Origin of the sequence: Ancylobacter sp. Lp-2, assembly GCF_020523795.1 — a bacterium.
Classification (GTDB): Bacteria; Pseudomonadota; Alphaproteobacteria; order Rhizobiales; family Xanthobacteraceae; genus Ancylobacter.
This window is the reverse complement of the sequence record NZ_JAJALI010000002.1, coordinates 59,690-81,117: the sequence shown is the minus strand read 5'-3', so window position 1 is coordinate 81,117 and position 21,428 is coordinate 59,690. Positions and strand designations below refer to the sequence as shown.

Below are 21,428 nucleotides of genomic sequence, written 5' to 3'. Positions count from 1 at the left end.
ATACCAGCACCATGGCACGTTACACCCCCCCTCTCGACCTCTGGCTGGCGGAGCAGGAACGCCGGCAGGCCTCCGACGCTTATTTCGGCGCGGCTGAGCTGGAAGATCCCGGCTGGCCCCCGGCGCCACCGAAAACCACGAGCGGCCGCCGCCGCGCCGGCCCATCCCGGCCCCTGCCGGAGAGGCCCGCCGGTCCCGAGACCCTCGTGCCCGCCCTGCCCCCGCCGGAAGCAGCGCCGGACCGGCCGTCGCCCTCGGGCGCCGGAGCCGATCATCGGCCGACCGTCTCCATTCTCGCCCGCGAGGACTTCCAATGCGCGTGGATCGCGGGCGACGGCGAGGACGGCTTCGCGCTGTGCTGCGGGGCTCCGGTGATGCGCGCCGGCCTGTCCTGGTGCGAGCCGCACGCCCGCCGGGTCATCCGCCCCTCGCATTGGGACATCTACGCCCGCGGCGAGCAACGGACCGGCCGCACGACCTGATCGCTCGACGCATCCACCGCTCCGGACTTCAAACCTCGATGCCATTCGTCGGCCGCCCGCGCGGCAGGACGCAGGAGACAATCAATGGCACGCTGCAAGCTGAAAGATCGTCCGCGCACCACCTCCGGCCGCCTCTCCCGCTCTCGCGCGGCGCGTAGCGCTGCCGAGGCCGAGACCTTGGCGGTAGCGCTCGCCCAGCCGCATCGCGCCGCCTTGCCGAAAGGCTTGCGGCACAGCCGTCTCGCCGAGAGCGAACTCGGCCGCCTGCGGTTGGGAGACCGCATTTCCGAGCGGGAATTCACCGCCGGCGAAACGTATCGGCAACTGGTCGGCGCCTATCGCCGGGCGATCTCCGCCCCCCGCGGCGCCCAATCGGCGCTGGGCAGCCTGGTCGCCGACGCCTTCGCCGACACTCGCCTCGCCACCGGCAGCGAGGACGCGCGCCACGCTCGGCTCGAACGCCAGTACCTGGCGGCAAAAGGGAGGCTGGCGGCCCTGCCGCGGGGGCAGACGATCGCCGCCGTGGTCGGCCGCGTCGCGGTGCATGATGCGCCAGTCGGCGACGACATCAGGGCCTTGAAGGCCGGTCTCGCGGCCCTCGCCGCCCTGTGGCAGCTCGCTCCGACGCGCCTCGACCAGCCCGCCGGTACCTCGCCGGGCCGCATCCGTCACTGGCGCGCACCGGCTCCGGTCGAGGCAGAGTTGCTTTTCGACGATGACGGCAGTTGACGGCCGACAATCGGCCGCGTAATCTAAGGACACAATGAGATTGTGAGTATTTATGTCCCGGCGCGCCGCTAGCTCGCCGGGTTTTTTGTTTTCGATCGCCGTCCTTCGCAGCCGAGATACGGCTCGCCCGCGAACGACGCCCCTTCTGCTTATCGTCCGAAGCCAAGGACCGGTCCTCCGGCCGCTCCGCCGCGAGATGCGGCACCGATGCCGGGCGATGTCCTCGAGGCTTCCATCGCCGGGGCTCGCCTTCGCGGATCGACGACGGAAATTCGCTTGATGCCCCCGCTCTAAACTACAGGCCGCCGCGAGGCGGCCTTTTTGCGTTCGGGCTACCGGCGTCGATGCTGTTTCCGGTCATGGCCGCCCGCCGTCAGCGATGGCCATTACCCCCAGAAGCCAATGGCTCCCACCAACGCCCGATGCCGACGCATCGCGACGATGCGCCGCCACGCGCGTGCTCGCCACGCCCTTGTCGGCCACGCCCTTGCCTGCCCCGTCCGCCGCCCGCCGGGCGGCGCTTCCCGGTTCCGCGCCTCGCCATGACCCGGCGAGCGGCCGGACGCCGTCCGGGGGCTCCGGCCAAGAATCTATGCCAGCCGGAGCCGACCGATGGCGGACGGGGCCATGCCACAGCGATGTGGCCACCCACGACGGAAGGTAGCCATCCGGCCACCCGCCACATGAACGATCCCCCCGCCGCCGCAAGGCGGCTTTTTTGTTGGAGACTGAAGATGGAAGTCTATTTCCCCACCCTTGCGGATGCACTGGCGGCCCCGACCCCCACGCCCCCCGACACCGCGCCGCAGCGCGTGCGCGTCGATGGCCGCGCCCAGCTCGGCGACGGCGGCGCGGCCCTCTACGATTTACAGCCCGCGGCCCTGCCGCTGGAGGGCTCCAATCTCCTCGACGGCACCTGGACCGGCTGGACGCTGGCGGTCTGGACGATCCAGAGCAACCGCCTCGGCCCGAACTCCGGCGACGACAAGACCGCCGAAAAGGACTTCGCCTTTGTCCGCGGCAAGGCCTACCGCCTGTCCTTCAATGTCGTGAACAGCGGCGGCGGCAACTGGTTCGCCTATGTGGTCGATGGCGACGGCAAAGCCGTACTGCTGGCCACCAGCAGCAGCGGCAATTGCAATGTGACCTTCACCGCCAACTCCGGCGACGCGCGCATCAGGATCACCGGCAGCACCTACTTCCTCGGCACCATCGGCGTCGTCTCGCTGCGCGAGCGGTCCGACCAGGGCCAGCAGACGATCATGGGGTCGACCTATCTGCCGATCCCGCTCGACGGCGTGCTGCGGCCGGAAATGTTCGGCACCGGCGAGGGCGCCAATGACGATGCCGGATTCCGCCGGCTGTTCCTGCGCATCAACTCCCTGGTCGCCACCGAACCGAACGTGCGGCTGGAGATGACCGGCCAGTACAGCTGTGTCGATACCGGCTACCTGCTGTCGGTGCCGAAGGGCATCGACCTCACCATCGACGGCAAGGGAACCGGTCTGGTCGACATCACCGGCGTGGTCGCCACCACGCCGTTCTGGCTGGAAGTCCTCGGTCCCGGCTACGACTACAGTGTTCCACCGCACCTCAAGACCACGCTCGACGCCGCCGTCGCGGCGGGCGCGCTTACCCTGCCGGTGGCGAGCAATACCGGCTTCGACGATGGCGACTGGGTCGCGGTCACCTCGACCTGGGAGTACTTCAGCGGCATCATCGACACGGCCAACAAGACCGCTCCGGGTTTCGCTCCCATCAACAAAGGGGAGTTGATCCAGATCCGCGACGCCGCGGTCGATCCGATGGCGCTCGGAAGCAGCCTCTCCCATTCCTATGCCCAGCACGCGACCGATCCCACCACCTATCCGGTGAATGTCCGCCGCATCGGCATGGCGGGCAGCTTCGTGCTGCAGGGACTGCGTGCCGTCGGCCCCGCCGACGCCACCAGCATCACCAATGTCGGCAAGGGCTTCCTGCATGTGCGCCACTTCGCTCAGGTGGCCGAGAACCACGTCACACTGGAGAACTTTCCCGCCTTCTCGGCGCGCTACACGCTGTGCGGCTCGATCAGCATGGACACGCCGCGCACCCTCGGCCGTCGCTTCGACCACTGCAACACCGACAGCGAATGGTTCTATGGCCGGGAAATCTATGGATGCAGCCGTGCCAGCATCCTGAGCCCGATCGGTGAATATTGCCGCCGGTCCATCGATCTGCACGAAGCCACTCTGACGCATCTGGCGAGCGACCAGCAGCCGCGCGAGGCGGTGATCAGCCAGAACATCACGATGATCGGCGGCCATACGATCCAAAGCAGAACCATGCCCGGCGGGCACTATTCCTACAATGTCGAGCTCATCGGCCATATCGGCCGCAACGTCGCCGGGCAGATCCGCGGCAAGAACGTCCGCTGGATCGGGGTCGACATCAATTCCGGCATCGCCGTGGGAGCGGATCACTTCGAGGATCCGGCGCTGTACCCGACGGTGGACCCCTCCGTCGGCGTATTGGAACTGATCGACTGCTCGATGCGGAATACCAATTCCGGCTCGTTCGGTGTCGTCGTGCGCCACGCCTTCGACAAGCTGGTCATTCGCGGCTGTACCATCCGCGCCGACAATCCGGTGGAGCTCTACGGCCGCCACCAGAGCAATGTCGAAATCGCCGATTGCGACATCGAGGGAGTGGCCGGCACCAACCCGGTCATCGCCGGCTACATCGTCGGCAATCAGCCGTCCGAGGTGCTGCCGGGCAACCTGCCCAACAAGGTCGACGCTTCCAACTGGAACATTCGCGACAACCGGCTCGCCAACGGCACCATCGCCGTCTACCACGCCGGCGCGAAGATCGAGGAGGTGAAGAACATCCGCATCGTCAACAACCGGCTGGAGAACATCTCGACCAACCATCTGGCGCTCACCCGCGGCATCGGCTCGCTCTGGTCGGGGCCGGCCGATCTGGAACTGGCGAACAATGTGGAGATGGGCAGCACCCTCCCGGCGTCGAAGACCGATATCGGTGGGCTGCAGCTGAGCAGCTACGGCAACAACTTCGCCGGTCAGAGCACGGCCCTGACCCCAGCCTCGGGGGTGCTTACGCTGCCGAAGACCCGCTCGAACGTCATCGTGGCGCATGTGCTGTCGACCGCCGCCGCGACCATCACCACCATCAACGGGCTGCAGGCGGGGCAGATGCTGCTGCTGCGCAAGCAGGCGAGTTCCTACACGCTGACGCTCCAGGACGATGCCAGCGGCGGCAATCTGCGGCTGAGCGGCGATCTCGTCCTCGATTCGTCGCACGACCGCGTGCTGCTGGTCGGCTACGACACCGACGTGGTGCAGTTGTCCTTCTCCAGCAACGCCTGACCCGTTCCGCCCGCTCGTCCCACGCCGCCCCTCCGGGCGGCTTTTTCGTTTCTGGAGCCTCGCCATGACCCCATCGAAGCTGCAGAAGCAGCCCTCGGCCCCCGGCAATTCGCCGGGGGCCGCCCCCACCCTGCCCTGGATCGAGGAAGCCCGTCGTCATCTCGGCCTTCGCGAGATCAAGGGACCGACGCACGCCCCGGCGATCCTGCGCATGCTGGAGGCGCTCGATGCGCCCTTCCGCGACGACGAGGCCGCCTGGTGCGGCACCTTCGCCGGCTGGTGCATCGCCGCCGGCCTGCCGCACGAGACGCTGCCGCCCGCCCCCTGGGGCTCGATCAACTGGCTGAAATTCGGCATCGAACTCAAAACGCCGGCCTATGGCTGCGTCGCGGTGTTCTGGCACGGCGCGCCGTCATCCTGGCAGGGCCATGTCGGCTTTCTCGTCGGCCAGGATCGCAGCGCCTGGCACGTGCTCGGCGGCAACCAGTCCGACGCGGTCACCGTCACCCGCCTCGCCCGGAGCCGGTTGCGCCCCGGCGGCCTGCGGTGGCCGGCGGCCTTCGCGGCGCCCGCAGGCCCGTTGCCGCGAGGCGCGGGCACCGGAGCGCTCTCCGTCAACGAGGCCTGAGGAGGCCGTCATGTCCGCCAATCTTCGCGCCTTGACCCGCGCCGTCCACGGCGCCGTGGAAACCGTCATCCGCATACCCGAGAATGCCGCTTCCGGCGCCGAGGCCGACCGGATCGCCGGCCAGGTGCTGGCGGAGCTCAGCCGCCAGCCGGCGATCCGCGATGCCGTCGCGCGGCTCGACCACGCCACCAATGCCGAGCCCTGGTACCAGTCGCGGGTGACGCTCGGCGCCCTCGTCGCGCTGGTCGGCGGCATCTATTCGCTGGCGCTCGACATCGCCGACGGCACGCCGCCGAGCGTCGATTCCCTCACCTCGCAGCTCACCGCCATCCTCGGGGCGGCCACCGTGCTCTACGGCCGGTGGCGGGCGCGAAAGCCGCTCGGAGGCTGAAGGGCATGGAGAACGAGCCTGCGGAATCCGTCGTCCTCTTCGTCTCGCGGCAGGAATTCGGCGAACTGATCGAGAAGTCGGTGCGGCGGGGGCTGGCGGATGCCGGCCTCTATCTCGATGACAAGATCGACCGCGAGGAGGCCCGCAAGGATTTCTGGTTCCTGCGGCGCTGGCGCAAGGCAATGGACGGCGCGGCGGCGAAGATCGGCTACACCGTCCTCGCCATTCTCACCGGCGGTGCGCTCATCGTCATCTGGGCCGGCCTGCGCGCCCATCTGTTCCGGCCGTAGCGCGGGCGACGCGGTCGCGCCCGGCGACCGGCCCGATCAGGCGCCGGCGGTCAGTTGCGCGGGAAGCTCCGCCGGCTGCCGGTCCTGCGGCTCGGCGTAGACCCACGCCTTCTTGGCCGCGACATCGGCGGTCTCGCCGCTCGACAGCGCCTTGATGTAGGGCGCGGGCACCAGGAACTTGGTGCCCTGCACCTTGCGCAGCGGATTGCCCTCCTCGAGCAAGCGCTTGCGGATGGTCAGGGCGCGGGTGACGTCGTCGAAGATGTAGAGCGCGAGGCCCGCCGCATTGTGCTGGTGCGGGTGCCCGTTGGTGAGACCGACGCGCAGGGTGTTACAGAACACGAAGATCGCGACCTGATCCTCCTGCAGGATGGAATCGTACAGCGCGACGGTAACCTCCGGTCGCAGCAATTCGCTCTGCAGCGTATGCACCTTCAGGTCGCGGCTCGGATCGGTCTCCGGCGTGTCCTTCAGCTCCATCCAGCTGGCGTAGAGGTTGCGCAGGGTGGCGAGATAGCCGGTGATCCGGTGAATGGCAGCGTCGCGCGTGCTCGCCGCATGGCTGTAGACCACGCCGATATAGGCCAGCGCACCGGCCGTCACCGTGGCCAGCGCCCCGATCACCGCGCCGGTGAAGCCCAGCCAGTTCGACAGCGCGTTGCTGTTGATGCCCGCCAGCAGCTGGCTCCAGAACGTCGCCGCGACGGCGAAGCCGAGACACAGGCCCAGCACCACGCAGAGGCCGCAGATCACCGCCATCCGCACGTTTTCTCTCATCAACTCCCCCTCCGAGCGCGGCGGACCATAGCAGCGCGCCGGCCGGCGTTCCAACCGGCCCGATAGCCCCCTGTCCGGCTTTTCATCGACCGGTTCGCCTCTCGCGCCGGGCGCCCGTCGGAGACGCCGGCGGCCTCGCCGGGACGAAACCCCTCCCGCTCCGGCGACAGGAACGCGCCGCCCGACGCCTGCCGCGTCGGCGGATCCGATCCGCCCTATCGCCAGCCCCTTCTACCCGGTGCCATCCGCGAACGCAGGCCGGTACCGGAAATCCGTGCGGTTGGGCGCAGTGCCCAGCCGTTTTTCCTGAACCAACGAGGTTAGCAAAATGACGACCGTACGTTTCGACACGTTCGCCGACGCCGTGGCAGCTTCCGCGCCGAGCCCGTTGCCGGATGACGTCTTCCTCTACGGCTACACCGCCCCCGGCGACGGCGGCGCCTCGCACTACCGGCTGGCCCGCGACGGGTCGAACAACCCGATCGTGGCGGGCGGGATGCCGACCCTCGGCTCCCAGCTCCTCGTCGATGGGAGTTTCACGACCGATCCGACCGCGATCACGGACACCCCATGGACGCTGGTCAACTGCACCTGGAGCGGCGGGGTGATCAATGGGTCGGCCCTGTCCGAAACCATCACCTATGATTTTCGCGCGGCCGGCGCGACCAATCCGCTTCCGGCACCCGGCAAGGCCGTGCGCTGGCGGGTAACCATCGGCGCAGCCGGCGATCCGGGGAACCTGGTGGCGACCGTTCTCAACCTGGATGCGGGAAAGAGCCGCTCGCTGGGTAGCGTCGGCTATCCGGGAACCAACACGCTTATCTTCTACATCCGCGAGGGCGACTACGGGTTGAGTCTTTCGGGTAGCACTACATTCAATCGGACGATCGACGACTTCTGGCTCGTCGAATACACCGATCAGGGGCAGGCCAGCTTCTTCGGCTACACCTATCTGCCGGTGCCGCTGGACTGGCGCGCGGACGCAGCTACCCCCAATTCCGGCATACTGACGCCGGAGATGTTCCGCGCCGGCACCACGTCCAGCGACGACGATGCCTTCCGGCGCCTGGTGTTGCGCACCAACAACCTCATGGCCGCCGGCTACGCGCCGGTCATCGAAGCCCATGGCCGCTATAAGTGCTCGTTGGCCTACCATGAGCTCTTCGTTCCTCAGGGCCGGGATATTTCCATCGATTTCGGCACGTCTGGTTTCGTCGACCTTTCCGGCGGCTCGATCGTGCGTGCGGAACCGTGGCTCAGCATCAATGGCCTGACCTACGCAGGGACGAAGACGCGCCTGACCGCAGCCGTTGCCGAAGGCGCGACGGACATCACCGTGGCCGACACGACAGGCTTTTCCATCGGCGACTGGCTGGCAGTGACCAGCACGCACCAGTACTGGAACGGCGTGTCCGGCATCGCCGGCTACGGCATCGCCTATGCTGGAGAGATGGCGCAAATTCGGGAGATCACGAACAGCGCCGCGCTTTCGCTGGGTTCCGGTCTGCTCGAGCACTATGACCTGGCCGCCGACCCGGTGGCCGACCCGGTCAACGTGCGCAAGCTGCAGCTCGGCGGCACTTGCCTGATCCGCAACTTCCGCGCCTATGGCCCCGGCGATGGCCAATCGGAGATCAAAGAGGGCGACGAGGAATATCTACGTACGGCGGCGATTTCCCCGCTGTCGATCACGGGGTTCGAGCAAATCCTGGTGGAAAAGTCGCACTGCGAGAACTTCAAGGGATCGTCGATCGTCCTGGCGATCTACGTGTCCGCGAAAGTGGATTCGCCCGCGACGTTCGGGCGAGACTACACCGACCCGACCAACACCACGCCGGTCAGCGAGAGGTTCTACGGGATCGTGCTGCAAGGCGGCATCTCGGCAGCCGTCAACGACCCCGACGGGAAATATTGCCGGCGCTCGGTGGATTGCGGGTTCGCCAATCTCGTCACTTACCTGTCGGACTCGACGGTCAGCGCCGAGGGCCTGATCTGCGGCGATGTCGTCGTCACCGGCGGCGTGTCGTTCGAGTGTGAGAACGCGCCGGGCGGGCACGAGGTCAAGAACTTCTCGCTCGTCAACCACATCGCCCGCAACGTCAAAGGGATGACGCTGCGCGGTAAGAACTACAACATCGTCGGGCTGCGCATGAGCAGCGGCGGCATCGGCATCGGCGGCTACATCACGACCGATCCCAGCACGTACCCGGAAACGCCCTATACCGGGCGGATCAACATCGTCGACTGCGAGCTCGGCGACGCGATCAAGGGCCGCGCAAGCTTCGAGAGCCTTCGAGTGGTCAATACCCGGGTGCGCGCCAAGACGCCGATCCAGCTGATCGGCAAGAACCAGTCGCACGTCACGGTGCTGGACAGCGACCTCGAAGGCGATGGAACCAACCCGCTCATCTGGTTCCGCTATCAGCAGAAGCTCAGCGGGTCGGATGTCACGATCCGGGGCAACCGGCTGGCCAACGGGACCTACGGCATCCTGCACGAAGGCTCGGCGACGGAGACAATCAGCGACATCGAGATCGACGACAACGTCTTCGAGGACATATCGACCGCCCATGTCAGCCTGTCGCGCGGCACCACCCTGGACTGGGAGACCGACGGCTCGCTGCGGATCGTCAACAACCGTCAGCGCGGCACGCCACCGGCCACGGCGGTGGATAGCGGCGGGCTCATCGTCTCCCGCTACGGCAATGAGTTCGGCGACAGCTACTATACGCTCACCGCCGCGAGCGGGGTGATCAGCCTCCCGGCGCATGGCGACGTGCCGTTGCGCGAGATACGCATCTCCGAGCCCAACCCCAGCGCGGCGCAGACCATCACCGCGATCACCGGCGCACAGGAGGGGAGGATCCTCACTGTGCGGATACAGGGCAGCTACCCCGTGACGCTGGATAGCGACGCCTCGGGCGGCAACCTAAAGCTCGGCTCCGACATCACCCTCACATCGGTGAGCAGCCGCGTGGGGATGATCTATTCCGGCGGGGCATGGCGGTTGCTGTTCTCGGCGCTGTGACCGCGCACGGTCCGATCACTGGCGCCACCTCGATCCGCAGGGTGTGACAGCAGGGCAGGCTCCCCCTGCCCTGCCTGCGCGCCGGCGGACCATCGGTGCGCCGGCGTGGCCTTCGGGTCAGACGCGGCCACGATAACCGTCCCGACGAGACGCCGATCGCGCCTTGCCCGGGGCGGCAGACGACAAATCCACCGGGCTCGATCTCCACGAGCCCGGTGGAACGCGATGGACGCCGGATAGTCGAGGTAGACGCCCGGCTGCCGCGCCGAGTTGCCGGCGCCATAGCGGAGCGTCCCGACCAGATCGATGATCGCGGCGAGGTTGGATTTATGGCTGTGGAGGTTGCACATGGCCGTCGCACTGCCAATCTCTCGTCAAGCTGACAGCCGCGGCAGAGGAGAATCGCATGCGCCAAACCACCGAACGCCGCCCGCGCCGTCGCGTCCGCATCATGCCTGTGGGTTGATCCCCTCTCTTCCGGAGAGAGACGTTCAGCGCTTTTTCGCTTACGGCAGGACACAGGTGGAACGATCCCCCGGATCTTCCACGAGTTCGTTCGCTGTGTCGGGCAAACGTTCGCGCGCCGGTGCCTTGCTGCACCTGGCGAACATCGAACTTAAGGGATTGAAGAACTTAGAGCTTGATGGTGGGCGATGCAGGGATTGAACCTGCGACCCCTCCCGTGTGAAGGGAGTGCTCTCCCGCTGAGCTAATCGCCCGCCGCCATCAAGGTGGCGCGATTTACTGGCTCCACCCGATGGGTGTCAAGCGGGCATCGCCACCATCCACGGCTCAGATGCGCCGCGCCGGCGTCTCGCACCCCGGCGCGGCCCGCTCCCCGCCCCAGTTCAGCCCCGCGCCAGCAGCCGTGCCACCGTCGCCGGCAGCAGGTCGAAATGCTCGATCAGCACGTCGCCGCCCAGCTCGGCGGCCGGCGTCTCGGTATAGCCGAACGGCACCACGATGGAGGGCACGCGGGCATTCTTGGCCGTCGTCACGTCGGTGAGGCTGTCGCCGACCATGATCGCCAGCGCCCGGTCGCCGCCGGCCGCCTCGATGGTGCCGATCAGATGCCCGGCATCCGGCTTGTGGACGGCGAAGGTGTCGGAGCCGGCGATCACCGCGAAGCGGTCGGCCATCTCCAGCCGCTCCAGCAGCCGACGCGACAGCCATTCCAGCTTGTTGGTGCACACGGCGAGCACATGCCCCTGCTCCGCCAGCTGGTCGAGCGCGTCGAGCAGGCCGGGGAAGGGGCGCGATTCGTCGGCGATGTGCTCGGCATAATGGTCGAGGAAGCTGAGATAGAGCTCCTCCACCCGCTCCTGCGGCAGCACGAGGCCGGCGGCGTCGAGGCCGCGCTGCACCAGCGCCTTGGCCCCGGCGCCGATCATCTTGCGCGTGTCGTCATGCGACAGCGGCTCCACGCCGGCCTCGCGCAGGATGACGTCGAGCGTGTTCAGAAGGTCCGGCGCGGTGTCGACGAGGGTGCCGTCGAGGTCGAAGGCGATGACGGACGGGCGGGCAACAGGGGACATGGCGGATACCTGAATGTTGCGGAGAACGCGGAACCGGATGAATTCTGCCTACAATCCCGCCGCTTTCCCTGTCCAGCTTGCACCGGGTGCGCGTCGCATGGCGGAATGCCGGGCGGGCGACGGATTCGGGAGAAGACATATGACGTGCTTGCGGTTTTCCGCCCTCATGCGCCGGGCTCACCACGTGCGGCATATCGCGCTGGCCGCCACGCTCGGCCTGCCGCTGGCGTTGGCGACGGGCGGAGTAGCCCTCGCGCAGGGCGCGACCGCGCCCTCGGCGGTCTCCCCGGCCGGCACCTCCTCGGCACCGCCCTCGCCGGCCGATGGCGCGGGCTACGTCTTCGGCTCCCCGCCCTCGGTGCAGGCCAACCGGCTCTATTCGGTGAACACCCACACCGGCGAGGTATCGGCCTGTCAGTTCGAGCGGCCGGAAGGCAGCGTCGTCGGCGTTACCCGCTGCTTCCCGCGCGATGCCAGCGCCGGCCCCGGAGAGCCCGGCACCTACGATATGGTGTCCACCCGCTATTCCGGCGAGACCGGCGTGTTCCGCGTCAATGTGAAGACCGGCGCGATGAGCGTCTGCTACGTGCGCGACATGCCGAAGGAAGGCGGAGGCGTGGAAGCCTCGGTGGTGTGCACAGCGCCGGCCCATTGACCGCCGCGACGTCGGCGAAATCCGGCGCCCGGGCTTGTCCGAGCAGCGTTTCGGGGTTAGGCAGCGTGTCCAGTTCTCCGGGAGCGCTCTCGTGTCCGATGTCGAAACCCTGAAGCGTCAGGCCGCCGCCGTGGCGCTGGAATCCGTGCGTGGCGGCATGAAGCTCGGCCTCGGCACCGGCTCCACCGCCAAGCACTTCGTCGAGCTGCTCGCCGAGCGGGTGGCGCAGGGGCTCGAAGTGGTCGGCGTCCCCACCTCCGAGCAGACCCGCGCCCTCGCCGAAAAGCTCGGCGTGCCGCTCGGCACGCTGGACGAACACCCCGCGCTCGACATCACCATCGACGGCGCCGACGAGATCGGCCCCGGCCTTGCGCTGGTGAAAGGCGGCGGCGGCGCGCTGCTGCGCGAGAAGATCGTCGCGGCCGCCTCGCGGGAGATGATCGTCATCGCCGACGCCTCCAAGAAGGTGGCGATCCTCGGCGCCTTCCCGCTGCCGATCGAGGTGGTGGATTTCGGCCTCGCCGCCATCCGCCGTGGCATCGCCAGCGCCGCCAAGGCGGCCGGCTGCCAGGGTGTGCTCACACTGCGGCGGCGTGCCGACGGTCATGTTTTCGTCACCGATCAGGGCAATCTGATCCTCGATGCCGCCTATGGCGCAATCCCGGATCCGGCCGCGCTGGCGGAGCAGTTGTCGGGCGTGCCGGGCGTCGTCGAGCACGGTCTTTTCATAAACATGGCGAGCCGCGTCATTCTCGCGGATCCCGCCGGCGCAACCACCATCACCCGCGCCGAAGCATGAACGTCAGGGAGTTACGAATGAACGTTCCGTTTTCTGGGCGCGCGGCCGGTGGCAAAGCGACCGGCCTCGGCGCCTCGCGCGCGCTGGCCATCGCGGCGATGCTGACCTTCGGCCCGCTGGCCGTCGCTCCGGCGCTCGCCCAGTCCGCCGCCCCGGCCGCCGCCGCGCAGCCGTCTCCCGAGCGCATGAAGCTCGCCAATGAGCTCCTGGTCGCCAATGGCGAGGCGTCGAGCTTCGATTCCATCATCCCCACCATCGTCGAGCAGACCGCCGGCAGCTTCGTGCAGGCCAATCCGGACCTGATCCGTGACCTGCGCGACGTGGCGAAGTCGCTGGTGCCGGAATACGAGGCCCGCAAGGCGGAAATCACCGCCATCCTCGCCCGCACCTATGCGGCGCAGTTCACCGAGGCCGAACTCGGCGAGCTGCTGGCCTTCTACCGCTCGCCCACCGGCCGCAAGCTGGTGGCGCAGCGCCAGGAGCTGCTGGACGAGGGCCTGAAGGGCATCCAGACCTGGAGCGCCAAATTCGGCCAGGAAGTCGAGACCCGGGTTCGCGCCGAGATGAAGAAGCGCGGCTTCACCATCTGACGGTCCGGCGCCCCGCCCGGGGCATCCACAGCCGGCGCTCGCGTGCGCACCATGCGGGCGTCAACCTGTCGTTTGTGATTGGCCGGCATAATCATGCCGATGTTCCGGTGGCACCGCGCCAGACGTGCGGCGAGATCGGGACGGCGGACGCCAGGCGTCCGCTTGGGTGGAGTGTTGCATGGGGCAGATGATGGGACTGAAGACACTTGCCGCCGCGGCCGTCCTGGCCGGCTCGGCGATGCTGGCGGCGGCGCCGGCCATGGCCTTGGACAATCCGCTCCTCGGCATTTTCCCCAAGCCGTTCGATTTCGGCGTCGGCCCCAAGTCCGGCTATCGCGGCGCCTCGTCGATTCCCCGGCAGACGGTTTCCTATGCCGGCCCCTATTCCTCGGGCACGATCATCATCAACACCGCCGAGCGCCGGCTCTATCTGGTGCAGCCCAACGGCACGGCGCTGAAATACGGTATCGGCGTCGGCCGCGACGGATTCCGCTGGGGCGGCAACAAGACCATTACCCGCAAGGCCGAATGGCCCGGCTGGACGCCGCCGCCGCAGATGCGCAAGCGCCGGCCCGGCCTGCCCAGCTACATGCCCGGCGGCATCGACAACCCGCTCGGCGCCCGCGCCATGTATCTCGGCTCCTCGCTGTACCGCATCCACGGCTCCAACGAGCCGGAGACCATCGGCCAGGCGGTGTCGTCGGGCTGCTTCCGCATGACCAATGACGACGTGACCGATCTCTATGAGCGCGTCAATGTCGGCACCCGCGTGGTGGTGCTGAACTGACAAGGCCGACCTGACATCGCGGGCCGGTTCGATGAACCGGCCTCGCCGCAGACCACGCCGGCCGTCAGTGCCGGCGCAGCGTGCCCGGCGCGTCGCGCGACAGGTTCTTGGCCGCCAGCTGCTGGAGATAGCTCGTCCAGCGCTCATCCTGCTCGCGGCCGAGCGTCGCCAGCGTCTCCCAGCTGTAGATGCCGGTCGAATGGCCGTCGTCGAAGAGGATGCGCACGGCGTAGTGGCCGACCGGCAGCAACTCCTGGATGCGCACCTCGCGCTTGCCGTCGACCAGCTTGCGGTCGGCCGGCGAATGGCCCTGCACCTCGGCGGACGGGCTCTCCACCCGCAGATATTCCGCCGGCAGCGCGAAACTGGCGCCATCCTCGAAGGTGACGGTCAGGGTGCGGTGGTCCTTGTGGACCTTCAGTTCGGTGGGCCAGGGTGAGGCGTCGGTCACGGTCGGCTTCCTCTGTTGCTCGGTCCTGACATAAGCGAGCGCGCGGGCGCCGCCAACCCCGCCGCGGTTCCGCCCCTTGCGGCGATGCTGAACGTGCGATGCAGCAAAATCGAGTGATATCAGCGATCAAGCGATAGAAGCCTGCGCCTTGGCATGGCAGCATGGAATCCCTAGATATCGTAGTGAGCCGGCCCCGACGGGGCGGTGTTCGGTAGCATGCGGAGCAGACGCCTTGGTCCAGATGAGCGAAAAGCACATCGACAGTGCCCTATGGGACACCCCGCGGGCACCGCTGGTGGATACGTTCGGCCGGGCCGTCACCTATTTGCGCGTCTCGGTCACCGACCGCTGCGACTTCCGCTGCGTCTACTGCATGGCCGAGCACATGACCTTCCTGCCGAAGCCGGAGCTGCTGACGCTGGAGGAGCTGGACCGTCTGTGCTCCGCCTTCGTCGTCCGGGGCGTGAGGAAGCTGCGCCTCACCGGCGGCGAGCCGCTGGTGCGCCGGGACGTGATGACGCTGTTCCGCTCGCTGTCCCGCCACCTCGAATCCGGCGCGCTGGAAGAACTCACCCTCACCACCAACGGCTCGCAGCTCGCCCGCTTCGCCGGTGAACTCGCCGATTGCGGGGTGAAGCGCATCAACGTCTCGCTGGATACGCTCGATCCGCAGCGCTTCCGGGCGCTGACCCGGTGGGGCGACCTCAACAAGGTGCTCGCCGGCATCGACGCCGCGCAGCAGGCCGGCATCAAGGTGAAGCTCAACGCGGTGGCCCTGCGCGGCGAGAACGAGGACGAGATCCCCGCGCTCATCGAATGGGCGCATGGCCGCGGCATAGACGTCTCTCTCATCGAGGTGATGCCGCTGGGCGATACCGGCGCCGAGCGGCTCGACCAGTATCTGCCGCTCTCCGCCGTGCGGGCACAGCTGGAGCAGCGCTGGACGCTGAGCGACATCGCCTACCGCACCGGAGGCCCGGCGCGCTATGTCTCGATCGCCGAGACCGGCGGGCGCCTCGGCTTCATCACCCCGCTGACGCATAATTTCTGCGAGGGCTGCAATCGCGTGCGCGTCACCTGCACCGGCACGCTCTATATGTGCCTCGGCCAGGAGGACGCCGCCGACCTGCGCGCGCCGCTGCGTTCCTCGGAGAGCGACGAGAAGCTGCACGCCGCGCTCGACGACGCTATCTTCCGCAAGCCGAAGGGGCACGATTTCGTCATCGACCGCCCCGGCCAGGCGCCGGCGCTGCGCCGTCACATGAGCGTGACCGGCGGCTGATTCCAGCCCGATTCACCTTCGATTAACCGCCCGCGCGAAAGCCGCATGGCTGCCGCGCGTGAGTTGATCTTGCTGCATTGCAACAGCTTGTGCATTTTTGGGAGCGGTCCGGACTGCTAGGGAAGCGGCACGGAATCACCTCATAGCACCGCGCGAGTCACCCATGCAGCTGCCGCTGTTGGCCTTGGCCATGGCCTCCTTCGGGATCGGCACCACCGAATTCGTCATCATGGGGCTACTGCCCGAGGTGGCGGCCGATCTCGGCGTGACCATCCCGGCCGCCGGCCTGCTGGTCACCGGCTACGCCATGGGCGTGGTGATCGGCGCGCCGATCGTCGCCATCATCACCAATTCGCTGCCGCGCAAGGCGACGCTGGTCGGCCTCGCCAGCATGTTCGTCGTCGGCAACTTCCTGTGCGCCGTCGCGCCGGACTACTGGATGCTGATGGCGGCGCGCGTCGTCACCGCCTTCTGCCACGGCGCCTTCTTCGGCATCGGCGCGGTGGTGGCCGCCAGCCTTGTGCCGCAGAACCAGCGGGCCAGTGCCATCGCGCTGATGTTCGCCGGCCTGACGCTGGCCAATGTGCTCGGCGTGCCGCTCGGCACCGCGCTCGGCCAGTTCGCCGGCTGGCGCTCCACCTTCTGGGCGGTGGTGATCATCGGCCTCGCGGCGGTCGCCGCCATCGCCGTCTGGGTGCCCTCGGCGATCCCGCACAGCAGCGGCAACATCCTGCGCGAGTTCCGGGTGCTGAAGCGCCCGCAGGTACTGCTCGCCATGATGATGAGCGTGCTGGCCTCGGCCAGCCTGTTCACCGTCTTCACCTATATCGCGCCGCTGCTGCGCGAGGTGACCGGCCTCACCCCGAACGCCGTCACCGTGGTGCTGCTGCTGTTCGGCGTCGGCATCACCATCGGCAACATCCTCGGCGGCAAGCTCGCCGACTGGAAGCTTATGCCCTCGCTGATGGGCATCTTCGTCGGCCTCGCCCTCGTGCTGGTGGCGCTGGTGTTCACCATCGGCCACGAACTGCCGGCGGTGGTCAACGTGTTCATCTGGGGCATCCTGGTCTTCGCCGTGGTGGCGCCGATCCAGGTGCGGGTGGTCGACGCCGCCGTCGGCGCGCCCAACCTCGCCTCGACGCTGAACCAGGGCGCCTTCAACCTCGGCAACGCCGCCGGCGCCTGGATCGGCGGCGCGGCGCTTACCTTCGGCGTCGACTATGCGTCGCTACCCTGGGTCGGGGCGGCGCTGGCGCTCGGCGCGCTCGGCCTGTGCGTCTATTCGCGCGATCTGGAGCGGCGCGGCGAGCCGGTCGCCCATATGGGCGCAGCGCCGGCCGGCGCCGGCCATGGCGCCGCCACATCCGACGTTACCCTCGCCGAAGTCGCCTGCGAGGAGCGCTGAGCAACGCTTTGTTGCCACCTCCCCGCTAGTCTATCCCCGTCCGCCTCCCTCCGTCCGCGTCCCTCGCTCCCCGCCCGTCCCATGCACGATCACAAGACCAACCGTCGCGGCATCCTCCTGATGATCGGCGGCTCCGCCTTCTTCTCCGGCAACGACGCCTTCTCCAAGCTGGTGCTGACCGGCCAGGGCCTGCCACCCTCGCAGATGATGGCGCTGCGCGGGCTCATCGCGGCGCTGATGCTGATCACGCTGATGGCGTGGCGGGGCGAGCTGCGCCAGCTGCGCCACGTGGTGGACGGGCGCACCATGGTGCGCTCCTGGGCCGAGGCGACCGGCACCTACATCTTCATGACCGCCCTCGCCGTCATGTCGATCGCCGATGCCGCCGCCATCGTGCAGATCGCGCCGCTGCTCACCGTGGCGGCGGCGGTGATGCTGCTCGGCTCCAAGTTCGGCTGGCAGCGCTGGATCGCCGTGGCGGTCGGGCTGGTCGGCGTCGGGCTGATCATCAAGCCGGGCGCCTCCAGCTTCGCGCCGGTCGCGGTGCTGCCGGTGATCACCGCGATGCTGATGACGCTGCGCGACTTCGTCACCGGGCGCATCGGGCGCCACGTGCCGAGCCTCGTCGTCACCTTCGGCACCGCGCTGTGCGGCATGGCGCTCGGCTTTGCCGGTGCCGGCTTCGAGGAATGGAAGCCGCTCGACCTGCACACGCTGCTTCTGATTCTCGGCGGCAGCTGCACGCTGATCCTCGGCAACGGTCTGACCATCGCCGCCTTCCGCGGCACCGATCCGGCGGTGATCGCGCCGTTCCGCTACGCCGCGGTGGTGTGCGCGGTGTTCCTCAGCGCCACCCTGTTCGGCATGGTGCCGGATCTCGTCTCGGTGGCCGGCATGGCGCTGATCGTCGCCGCCGGCATCTACACGGTGCGCGACAATGACCGCCCGCGCCTCGATCCGCCGCGCCGGGCCGGCGCCGCCGAGGTGGAAAGCGGCGCCGCCTGAGGCGCCGCTTTCGGGAGTGTCCCGCGAGAGGCCGTGCCTAGAGCTTTTTCGAGCGAAGTGGAGTCCGGTTCGCGTGAAGAAAACGCGCCCGAACAAAACCCTGGAGGACGTCCGGTGAACCGGAGTTCACCGGACGTCCTCTAGCCGCGCTGGCGGGCGCGGATCATGTAGCCGTCATAGGGATATTCGCCGACCTGCCACCAGAGGTATCCCTCGTTGCGGAAGGCGATCATCGAGCCGTAGATCTCCTTGAACGCCTCGTTCTTCCCGGAGATCTCCGCCATCAGCTCGGTGTTGATCTTGTAGGCGGCGTCCATCACCTCAATGGGGAAGGCGCGCAGCTGCGCCCCGGCCGCCACCAGCCGGCGCAACGCCGCCGGGTTGCCGGCGTCGTATTTCGCCAGCATGTCGGCATTGGCATAGGCGCTCGCCGCCTTGAACACCGCCTGGTAGTTCGCCGGCAGCTTCGCCCACGCCTTGTCGTTGGCGATGAAGTGGATGGTCGGTCCGCCTTCCCACCAGCCGGGATAGTAATAATAGGGCGCCACCCGCACGAAGCCGAGCTTCTCGTCGTCCACCGGGCCGACGAACTCGGCGGCGTCGATGGTGCCCTTCTCCAGCGCGGCATAGATGTCGCCGGAGGCGATGTTCTGCGGCACCAGGCCGAGCTTGGCCATCACCTGCCCGGCGAGGCCCGGCAGGCGCATCTTCAGCCCGCTGACATCGGTGACCGACTTGATCTCCTTGCGGAACCAGCCACCCATCTGCGCGCCGGTATTGCCGCCGACGAAGCCGACCACGCCGTATTTGGCGAGGAACTTGTCCTGCAGCTCCTGCCCGCCGCCATGATACATCCAGGCGGTCTGCATGCGGGCGTTCAGCCCGAACGGCATGGTGGTGAACGGCGCGAAGGCCGGATCCTTGCCGATGTAGTAGTAGAGCGCCGTCTGGGCGAGCTCGACCGTGCCGTTCTGCACCGCGTCGAAGGCCTGCAGACCGGGCACCAATTCGCCGGGGGCGAAGACGTCGATCTGGAAGGCGCCGTCGGTGGCCTCCTTCACATATTTGGCCAGCAGCTCACTGGCGCCGAACAGCGTCGGCAGCGCCTTGGAGTAGCTGGTGGTCAGGCGCCAGCGCACGGTCGGCGCGGTCTGGGCGATCGCCGGGGAAGCAAGAGATGCGGCGGCTACCGACGCGGCGGCGGTCGCGGTGGCGATGCCGGCGCCCTTGAGAAGGGTGCGGCGCTCGAGGGAGCGGGTCATCGTCGTCAATCCTTGGGTTCGGGGGCCGCCCCGCGACATGTGGCTCGCGGGACGGGCACGGATCAGCCGCGCTGGCGGGCGCGGATCATGTAGCTGTCATAGGGATATTCGCCGACCTGCCACCACAGATACTCGTCGTTGCGGAAGGCGATCAGCGCATCCATCACCTTCTTGAAGATGGCGTTCTTGGCGCTGATCTCGGCATAGAGCTCGTTCGCCGCCTTGTAGGAGGCGTCGAGAAATTCCGGCGGGAACGGACGCAGCTGCGCGCCCTGCGCCACCAGCCGGCGCAGCGCCGCCGGGTTGAAGGCGTCGTATTTCGCCAGCATGTCGGCATTGGCATAGGCGGTGGCGGCCTCGAAGATCGCCTGGTAGGCCTTGGGCAGTTCGTCCCACTTCGCCTTGTTGACAACGACGTTCATCGTCGGGCCGCCGTCCCACCAGCCGGGATAGTAGTAGTACGGCGCCACCTTCACGAAGCCGAGCTTCTCGTCGTCATAGGGGCCGACCCATTCGCAGGCGTCGATGGTGCCCTTCTCCAGCGAGGGGTAGATGTCGGACGGGGCGATCTGCTGCGGCACCACGCCGAGCTTGGCCACCACCTGCCCGGCGATGCCGCCGATGCGGAACTTCAGCCCCTTGAAGTCCTCCAACGTCTTCACTTCCTTGCGGAACCAGCCGCCCATCTGGGTGCCGGTATTGCCGCCGAGGAAGCCGACGAGGTTGTAGCCGGCGAGGAACTCGTTCTGCAGCTCGCGCCCGCCGCCATGGTAGAACCAGGCGTTCTGCTGGCGGGCATTGAGCCCGAACGGCATGGTGGTGAAGCAGGCGAAGGTGGGATCCTTGCCGGTGTAGTAATAGAGCGGCGTCTGCGCCACCTCGACGGTGCCGTTCTGCACCGCGTCGAGCGCCTGCAGGCCGGGCACGATCTCGCCGGCGGCGAAGGGCTGGATGGTGAAGCGCCCGTCCGTGGCCTCGCTCACATATTTCGCCACCAGCTCGTTGGCGCCGAAGATGGCGTCCAGCACCTTGGGCACGCTGGCGGTCAGGCGCCAGCGCACGGTGGGCGCGCTCTGGGCGAGGGCCGGGGCGGCGAGCGCGGCGGGCGCCAGCGCACCGAGGCCGGCGGCGGTGAGAAGATCGCGGCGTTTCATCGAATGGGCCTTTCCTTCACCCCGCCCGGCCCGTCTCGGCCGGCGCGGGACATTCAGCGCGCATGGGTTTGCGACAGCGCAGTCTTTGCAACAGCGGCGAAGCGAGGGCAACTGCGGAAGCACGGCCCCGGTGTGCGCCTGGCCCCCGGCGGCGGCCGGAACGCGCGGCGGCCGGCAAGGGGAAATTCCGCCGCCCGCGCGGATATGGTAGCTTGGTGCCACCCGCCAGCCAGGGAGGATGTCATGCGTCCAGTGCCCGAACGGCCCGCTTCACGCCTGCTGGAATGCACCGCCATACTGTTCTCGAGCCTCGTCCTCACGAGCCTTGCCCTTGTCCCCGCCGCTCACGCCAACATGGTGCAGCCGATGGGCGACAAGGCCCGCTCGCCGGCGGCGCAGACGGCGTTTAAGAAATGCATGTCCACCGAACTGAAGGCACGCGGCGGCTCCCAGGCGGTTTCCGGCGACGTGCACGCCAGATCGCGATCAAGTGCGACGCCTCCGCCGGCAAATGACGCCGACGGGTGACGGCCGCAGGTGACGGCGGCTTGGCCTGCGTGACAGGCGGTCGGTCGCGTCGCCCTCCTGCGCGCGCCGCGCGGGTGACGTCGGCCTGTTACGGCCACCTGCCAGCTCATGCCGAGTTCGCTTGCCCGCGCCTCGCGCCACCGCGTGGGCACCCCCGCCCACGACATGGCCGCTCCGGCCGAACCGCGCATCCAAGTCCGTGCGGCAAGTCCGTGCGGCAAGTCCGTGCGGCAAGTCCGTGCGGCAAGTCCGTGCGGCAAGTCCGTGCGGCAAGTCCGTGCG

The 21,428-nt window shown here is 68.1% G+C and carries 20 protein-coding genes and 1 tRNA gene; 15 read left to right on the top strand and 6 right to left on the bottom strand.

Annotated features, from left to right (window positions below; translation table 11 throughout):
• Positions 1–11 precede the first annotated feature (11 nt).
• The 6 genes from LGR54_RS05040 (at position 12) to LGR54_RS05015 (ending at position 5,888) form a co-directional block, all read left to right on the top strand.
• Positions 12–482, top strand: coding sequence for a GcrA family cell cycle regulator (locus LGR54_RS05040; protein ID WP_230360885.1), 471 nt, complete (start codon positions 12–14; stop codon positions 480–482).
• Between the two features lie 84 nt (positions 483–566).
• Complete coding sequence (locus tag LGR54_RS05035; protein ID WP_230360884.1) at positions 567–1,211, top strand: hypothetical protein; 645 nt, start codon at positions 567–569, stop codon at positions 1,209–1,211.
• 734 nt (positions 1,212–1,945) lie between these two features.
• Positions 1,946–4,579: a right-handed parallel beta-helix repeat-containing protein gene (locus LGR54_RS05030; RefSeq protein WP_230360883.1), complete on the top strand. Its 2,634-nt coding sequence runs from the start codon at positions 1,946–1,948 to the stop codon at positions 4,577–4,579.
• Positions 4,580–4,643: 64 nt separating this feature from the next.
• Positions 4,644–5,207 (top strand): TIGR02594 family protein, encoded by a 564-nt coding sequence (locus tag LGR54_RS05025; RefSeq protein WP_230360882.1) that lies wholly within the window; start codon positions 4,644–4,646, stop codon positions 5,205–5,207.
• Positions 5,208–5,217: 10 nt separating this feature from the next.
• The gene (locus LGR54_RS05020) at positions 5,218–5,598 is read left to right on the top strand and encodes a hypothetical protein (RefSeq protein WP_230360881.1); all 381 of its coding nucleotides are present in this window, start codon (positions 5,218–5,220) and stop codon (positions 5,596–5,598) included.
• 5 nt (positions 5,599–5,603) lie between these two features.
• Positions 5,604–5,888, top strand: a complete 285-nt coding sequence (locus tag LGR54_RS05015) for a hypothetical protein (RefSeq protein WP_230360880.1) — start codon at positions 5,604–5,606, stop codon at positions 5,886–5,888.
• A 36-nt stretch (positions 5,889–5,924) separates the two neighbouring features.
• Here the strand turns inward: LGR54_RS05015 and LGR54_RS05010 are convergent, their stop codons facing one another.
• Positions 5,925–6,665, bottom strand: a complete 741-nt coding sequence (locus tag LGR54_RS05010; protein ID WP_230360879.1) for a hypothetical protein — start codon at positions 6,663–6,665, stop codon at positions 5,925–5,927.
• Positions 6,666–6,993: 328 nt separating this feature from the next.
• On the opposite strand from LGR54_RS05010, the gene LGR54_RS05005 reads away from it, so the two are divergent.
• The gene (locus LGR54_RS05005; protein ID WP_230360878.1) at positions 6,994–9,693 is read left to right on the top strand and encodes a hypothetical protein; all 2,700 of its coding nucleotides are present in this window, start codon (positions 6,994–6,996) and stop codon (positions 9,691–9,693) included.
• A gap of 644 nt (positions 9,694–10,337) precedes the next feature.
• On the opposite strand, the gene LGR54_RS05000 is transcribed toward LGR54_RS05005, so the two are convergent.
• Positions 10,338–10,412 (bottom strand) — tRNA-Val (locus tag LGR54_RS05000).
• Positions 10,413–10,541: 129 nt separating this feature from the next.
• Positions 10,542–11,228 carry an HAD-IA family hydrolase gene (locus tag LGR54_RS04995; RefSeq protein WP_230360877.1) on the bottom strand — a complete coding sequence of 229 codons (687 nt, stop codon included), beginning with the start codon at positions 11,226–11,228 and terminating at the stop codon, positions 10,542–10,544.
• 139 nt (positions 11,229–11,367) lie between these two features.
• On the opposite strand from LGR54_RS04995, the gene LGR54_RS04990 reads away from it, so the two are divergent.
• The 4 genes from LGR54_RS04990 to LGR54_RS04975 all read left to right on the top strand — a co-directional run bounded on the left by LGR54_RS04990 (position 11,368) and on the right by LGR54_RS04975 (position 14,059).
• Positions 11,368–11,883, top strand: coding sequence for a hypothetical protein (locus tag LGR54_RS04990; RefSeq protein WP_230360876.1), 516 nt, complete (start codon positions 11,368–11,370; stop codon positions 11,881–11,883).
• 91 nt (positions 11,884–11,974) lie between these two features.
• Positions 11,975–12,682 (top strand): ribose-5-phosphate isomerase RpiA, encoded by a 708-nt coding sequence (gene rpiA / locus LGR54_RS04985; RefSeq protein ID WP_370638140.1) that lies wholly within the window; start codon positions 11,975–11,977, stop codon positions 12,680–12,682.
• Positions 12,683–12,699: 17 nt separating this feature from the next.
• The gene (locus tag LGR54_RS04980; protein WP_230360875.1) at positions 12,700–13,272 is read left to right on the top strand and encodes a DUF2059 domain-containing protein; all 573 of its coding nucleotides are present in this window, start codon (positions 12,700–12,702) and stop codon (positions 13,270–13,272) included.
• 178 nt (positions 13,273–13,450) lie between these two features.
• Positions 13,451–14,059 (top strand): L,D-transpeptidase, encoded by a 609-nt coding sequence (locus LGR54_RS04975; RefSeq protein WP_230360874.1) that lies wholly within the window; start codon positions 13,451–13,453, stop codon positions 14,057–14,059.
• 64 nt (positions 14,060–14,123) lie between these two features.
• Here LGR54_RS04975 and LGR54_RS04970 read toward each other — a convergent pair whose 3' ends face one another.
• Positions 14,124–14,510 (bottom strand): gamma-butyrobetaine hydroxylase-like domain-containing protein, encoded by a 387-nt coding sequence (locus LGR54_RS04970; RefSeq protein WP_230360873.1) that lies wholly within the window; start codon positions 14,508–14,510, stop codon positions 14,124–14,126.
• A gap of 241 nt (positions 14,511–14,751) precedes the next feature.
• Between LGR54_RS04970 and moaA the strand changes: the two genes are divergently transcribed.
• From moaA to LGR54_RS04955, 3 genes are all read left to right on the top strand, one after another.
• Positions 14,752–15,792, top strand: a complete 1,041-nt coding sequence (gene moaA / locus LGR54_RS04965; protein WP_230361471.1) for a GTP 3',8-cyclase MoaA — start codon at positions 14,752–14,754, stop codon at positions 15,790–15,792.
• A gap of 163 nt (positions 15,793–15,955) precedes the next feature.
• A complete protein-coding gene (locus tag LGR54_RS04960) occupies positions 15,956–17,197 on the top strand; it encodes an MFS transporter (protein WP_230360872.1) in 1,242 nt (413 codons plus the stop codon).
• Between the two features lie 81 nt (positions 17,198–17,278).
• On the top strand, positions 17,279–18,202 hold the full coding sequence (locus LGR54_RS04955; RefSeq protein ID WP_230360871.1) for a DMT family transporter: 924 nt from the start codon (positions 17,279–17,281) through the stop codon (positions 18,200–18,202).
• 140 nt (positions 18,203–18,342) lie between these two features.
• Here the strand turns inward: LGR54_RS04955 and LGR54_RS04950 are convergent, their stop codons facing one another.
• A complete protein-coding gene (locus LGR54_RS04950; RefSeq protein ID WP_230360870.1) occupies positions 18,343–19,464 on the bottom strand; it encodes a TRAP transporter substrate-binding protein in 1,122 nt (373 codons plus the stop codon).
• A gap of 62 nt (positions 19,465–19,526) precedes the next feature.
• Positions 19,527–20,618, bottom strand: coding sequence for a TRAP transporter substrate-binding protein (locus LGR54_RS04945; RefSeq protein ID WP_230360869.1), 1,092 nt, complete (start codon positions 20,616–20,618; stop codon positions 19,527–19,529).
• Positions 20,619–20,861: 243 nt separating this feature from the next.
• Here LGR54_RS04945 and LGR54_RS04940 point away from each other — a divergent pair, with 243 nt between their 5' ends.
• Entirely contained in the window at positions 20,862–21,146 is a 285-nt protein-coding gene (locus tag LGR54_RS04940; RefSeq protein WP_230360868.1) for a hypothetical protein, read from the top strand.
• Positions 21,147–21,428: the final 282 nt, after the last annotated feature.

What these genes read in the sequence shown, in the direction of transcription:
- LGR54_RS05040 (WP_230360885.1), top strand. Translation starts at nt 12, where the DNA reads ATGGCACGTTACACCCCCCCTCTCGACCTCTGGCTGGCGGAGCAGGAA.
- LGR54_RS05035 (WP_230360884.1), top strand. Translation starts at nt 567, where the DNA reads ATGGCACGCTGCAAGCTGAAAGATCGTCCGCGCACCACCTCCGGCCGC.
- LGR54_RS05030 (WP_230360883.1), top strand. Translation starts at nt 1,946, where the DNA reads ATGGAAGTCTATTTCCCCACCCTTGCGGATGCACTGGCGGCCCCGACC.
- LGR54_RS05025 (WP_230360882.1), top strand. Translation starts at nt 4,644, where the DNA reads ATGACCCCATCGAAGCTGCAGAAGCAGCCCTCGGCCCCCGGCAATTCG.
- LGR54_RS05020 (WP_230360881.1), top strand. Translation starts at nt 5,218, where the DNA reads ATGTCCGCCAATCTTCGCGCCTTGACCCGCGCCGTCCACGGCGCCGTG.
- LGR54_RS05015 (WP_230360880.1), top strand. Translation starts at nt 5,604, where the DNA reads ATGGAGAACGAGCCTGCGGAATCCGTCGTCCTCTTCGTCTCGCGGCAG.
- LGR54_RS05010 (WP_230360879.1), bottom strand. Translation starts at nt 6,665, where the DNA reads ATGAGAGAAAACGTGCGGATGGCGGTGATCTGCGGCCTCTGCGTGGTG.
- LGR54_RS05005 (WP_230360878.1), top strand. Translation starts at nt 6,994, where the DNA reads ATGACGACCGTACGTTTCGACACGTTCGCCGACGCCGTGGCAGCTTCC.
- LGR54_RS04995 (WP_230360877.1), bottom strand. Translation starts at nt 11,228, where the DNA reads ATGTCCCCTGTTGCCCGCCCGTCCGTCATCGCCTTCGACCTCGACGGC.
- LGR54_RS04990 (WP_230360876.1), top strand. Translation starts at nt 11,368, where the DNA reads ATGACGTGCTTGCGGTTTTCCGCCCTCATGCGCCGGGCTCACCACGTG.
- LGR54_RS04980 (WP_230360875.1), top strand. Translation starts at nt 12,700, where the DNA reads ATGAACGTTCCGTTTTCTGGGCGCGCGGCCGGTGGCAAAGCGACCGGC.
- LGR54_RS04975 (WP_230360874.1), top strand. Translation starts at nt 13,451, where the DNA reads ATGGGGCAGATGATGGGACTGAAGACACTTGCCGCCGCGGCCGTCCTG.
- moaA (WP_230361471.1), top strand. Translation starts at nt 14,752, where the DNA reads ATGAGCGAAAAGCACATCGACAGTGCCCTATGGGACACCCCGCGGGCA.
- LGR54_RS04960 (WP_230360872.1), top strand. Translation starts at nt 15,956, where the DNA reads ATGCAGCTGCCGCTGTTGGCCTTGGCCATGGCCTCCTTCGGGATCGGC.
- LGR54_RS04955 (WP_230360871.1), top strand. Translation starts at nt 17,279, where the DNA reads ATGCACGATCACAAGACCAACCGTCGCGGCATCCTCCTGATGATCGGC.
- LGR54_RS04950 (WP_230360870.1), bottom strand. Translation starts at nt 19,464, where the DNA reads ATGACCCGCTCCCTCGAGCGCCGCACCCTTCTCAAGGGCGCCGGCATC.
- LGR54_RS04945 (WP_230360869.1), bottom strand. Translation starts at nt 20,618, where the DNA reads ATGAAACGCCGCGATCTTCTCACCGCCGCCGGCCTCGGTGCGCTGGCG.
- LGR54_RS04940 (WP_230360868.1), top strand. Translation starts at nt 20,862, where the DNA reads ATGCGTCCAGTGCCCGAACGGCCCGCTTCACGCCTGCTGGAATGCACC.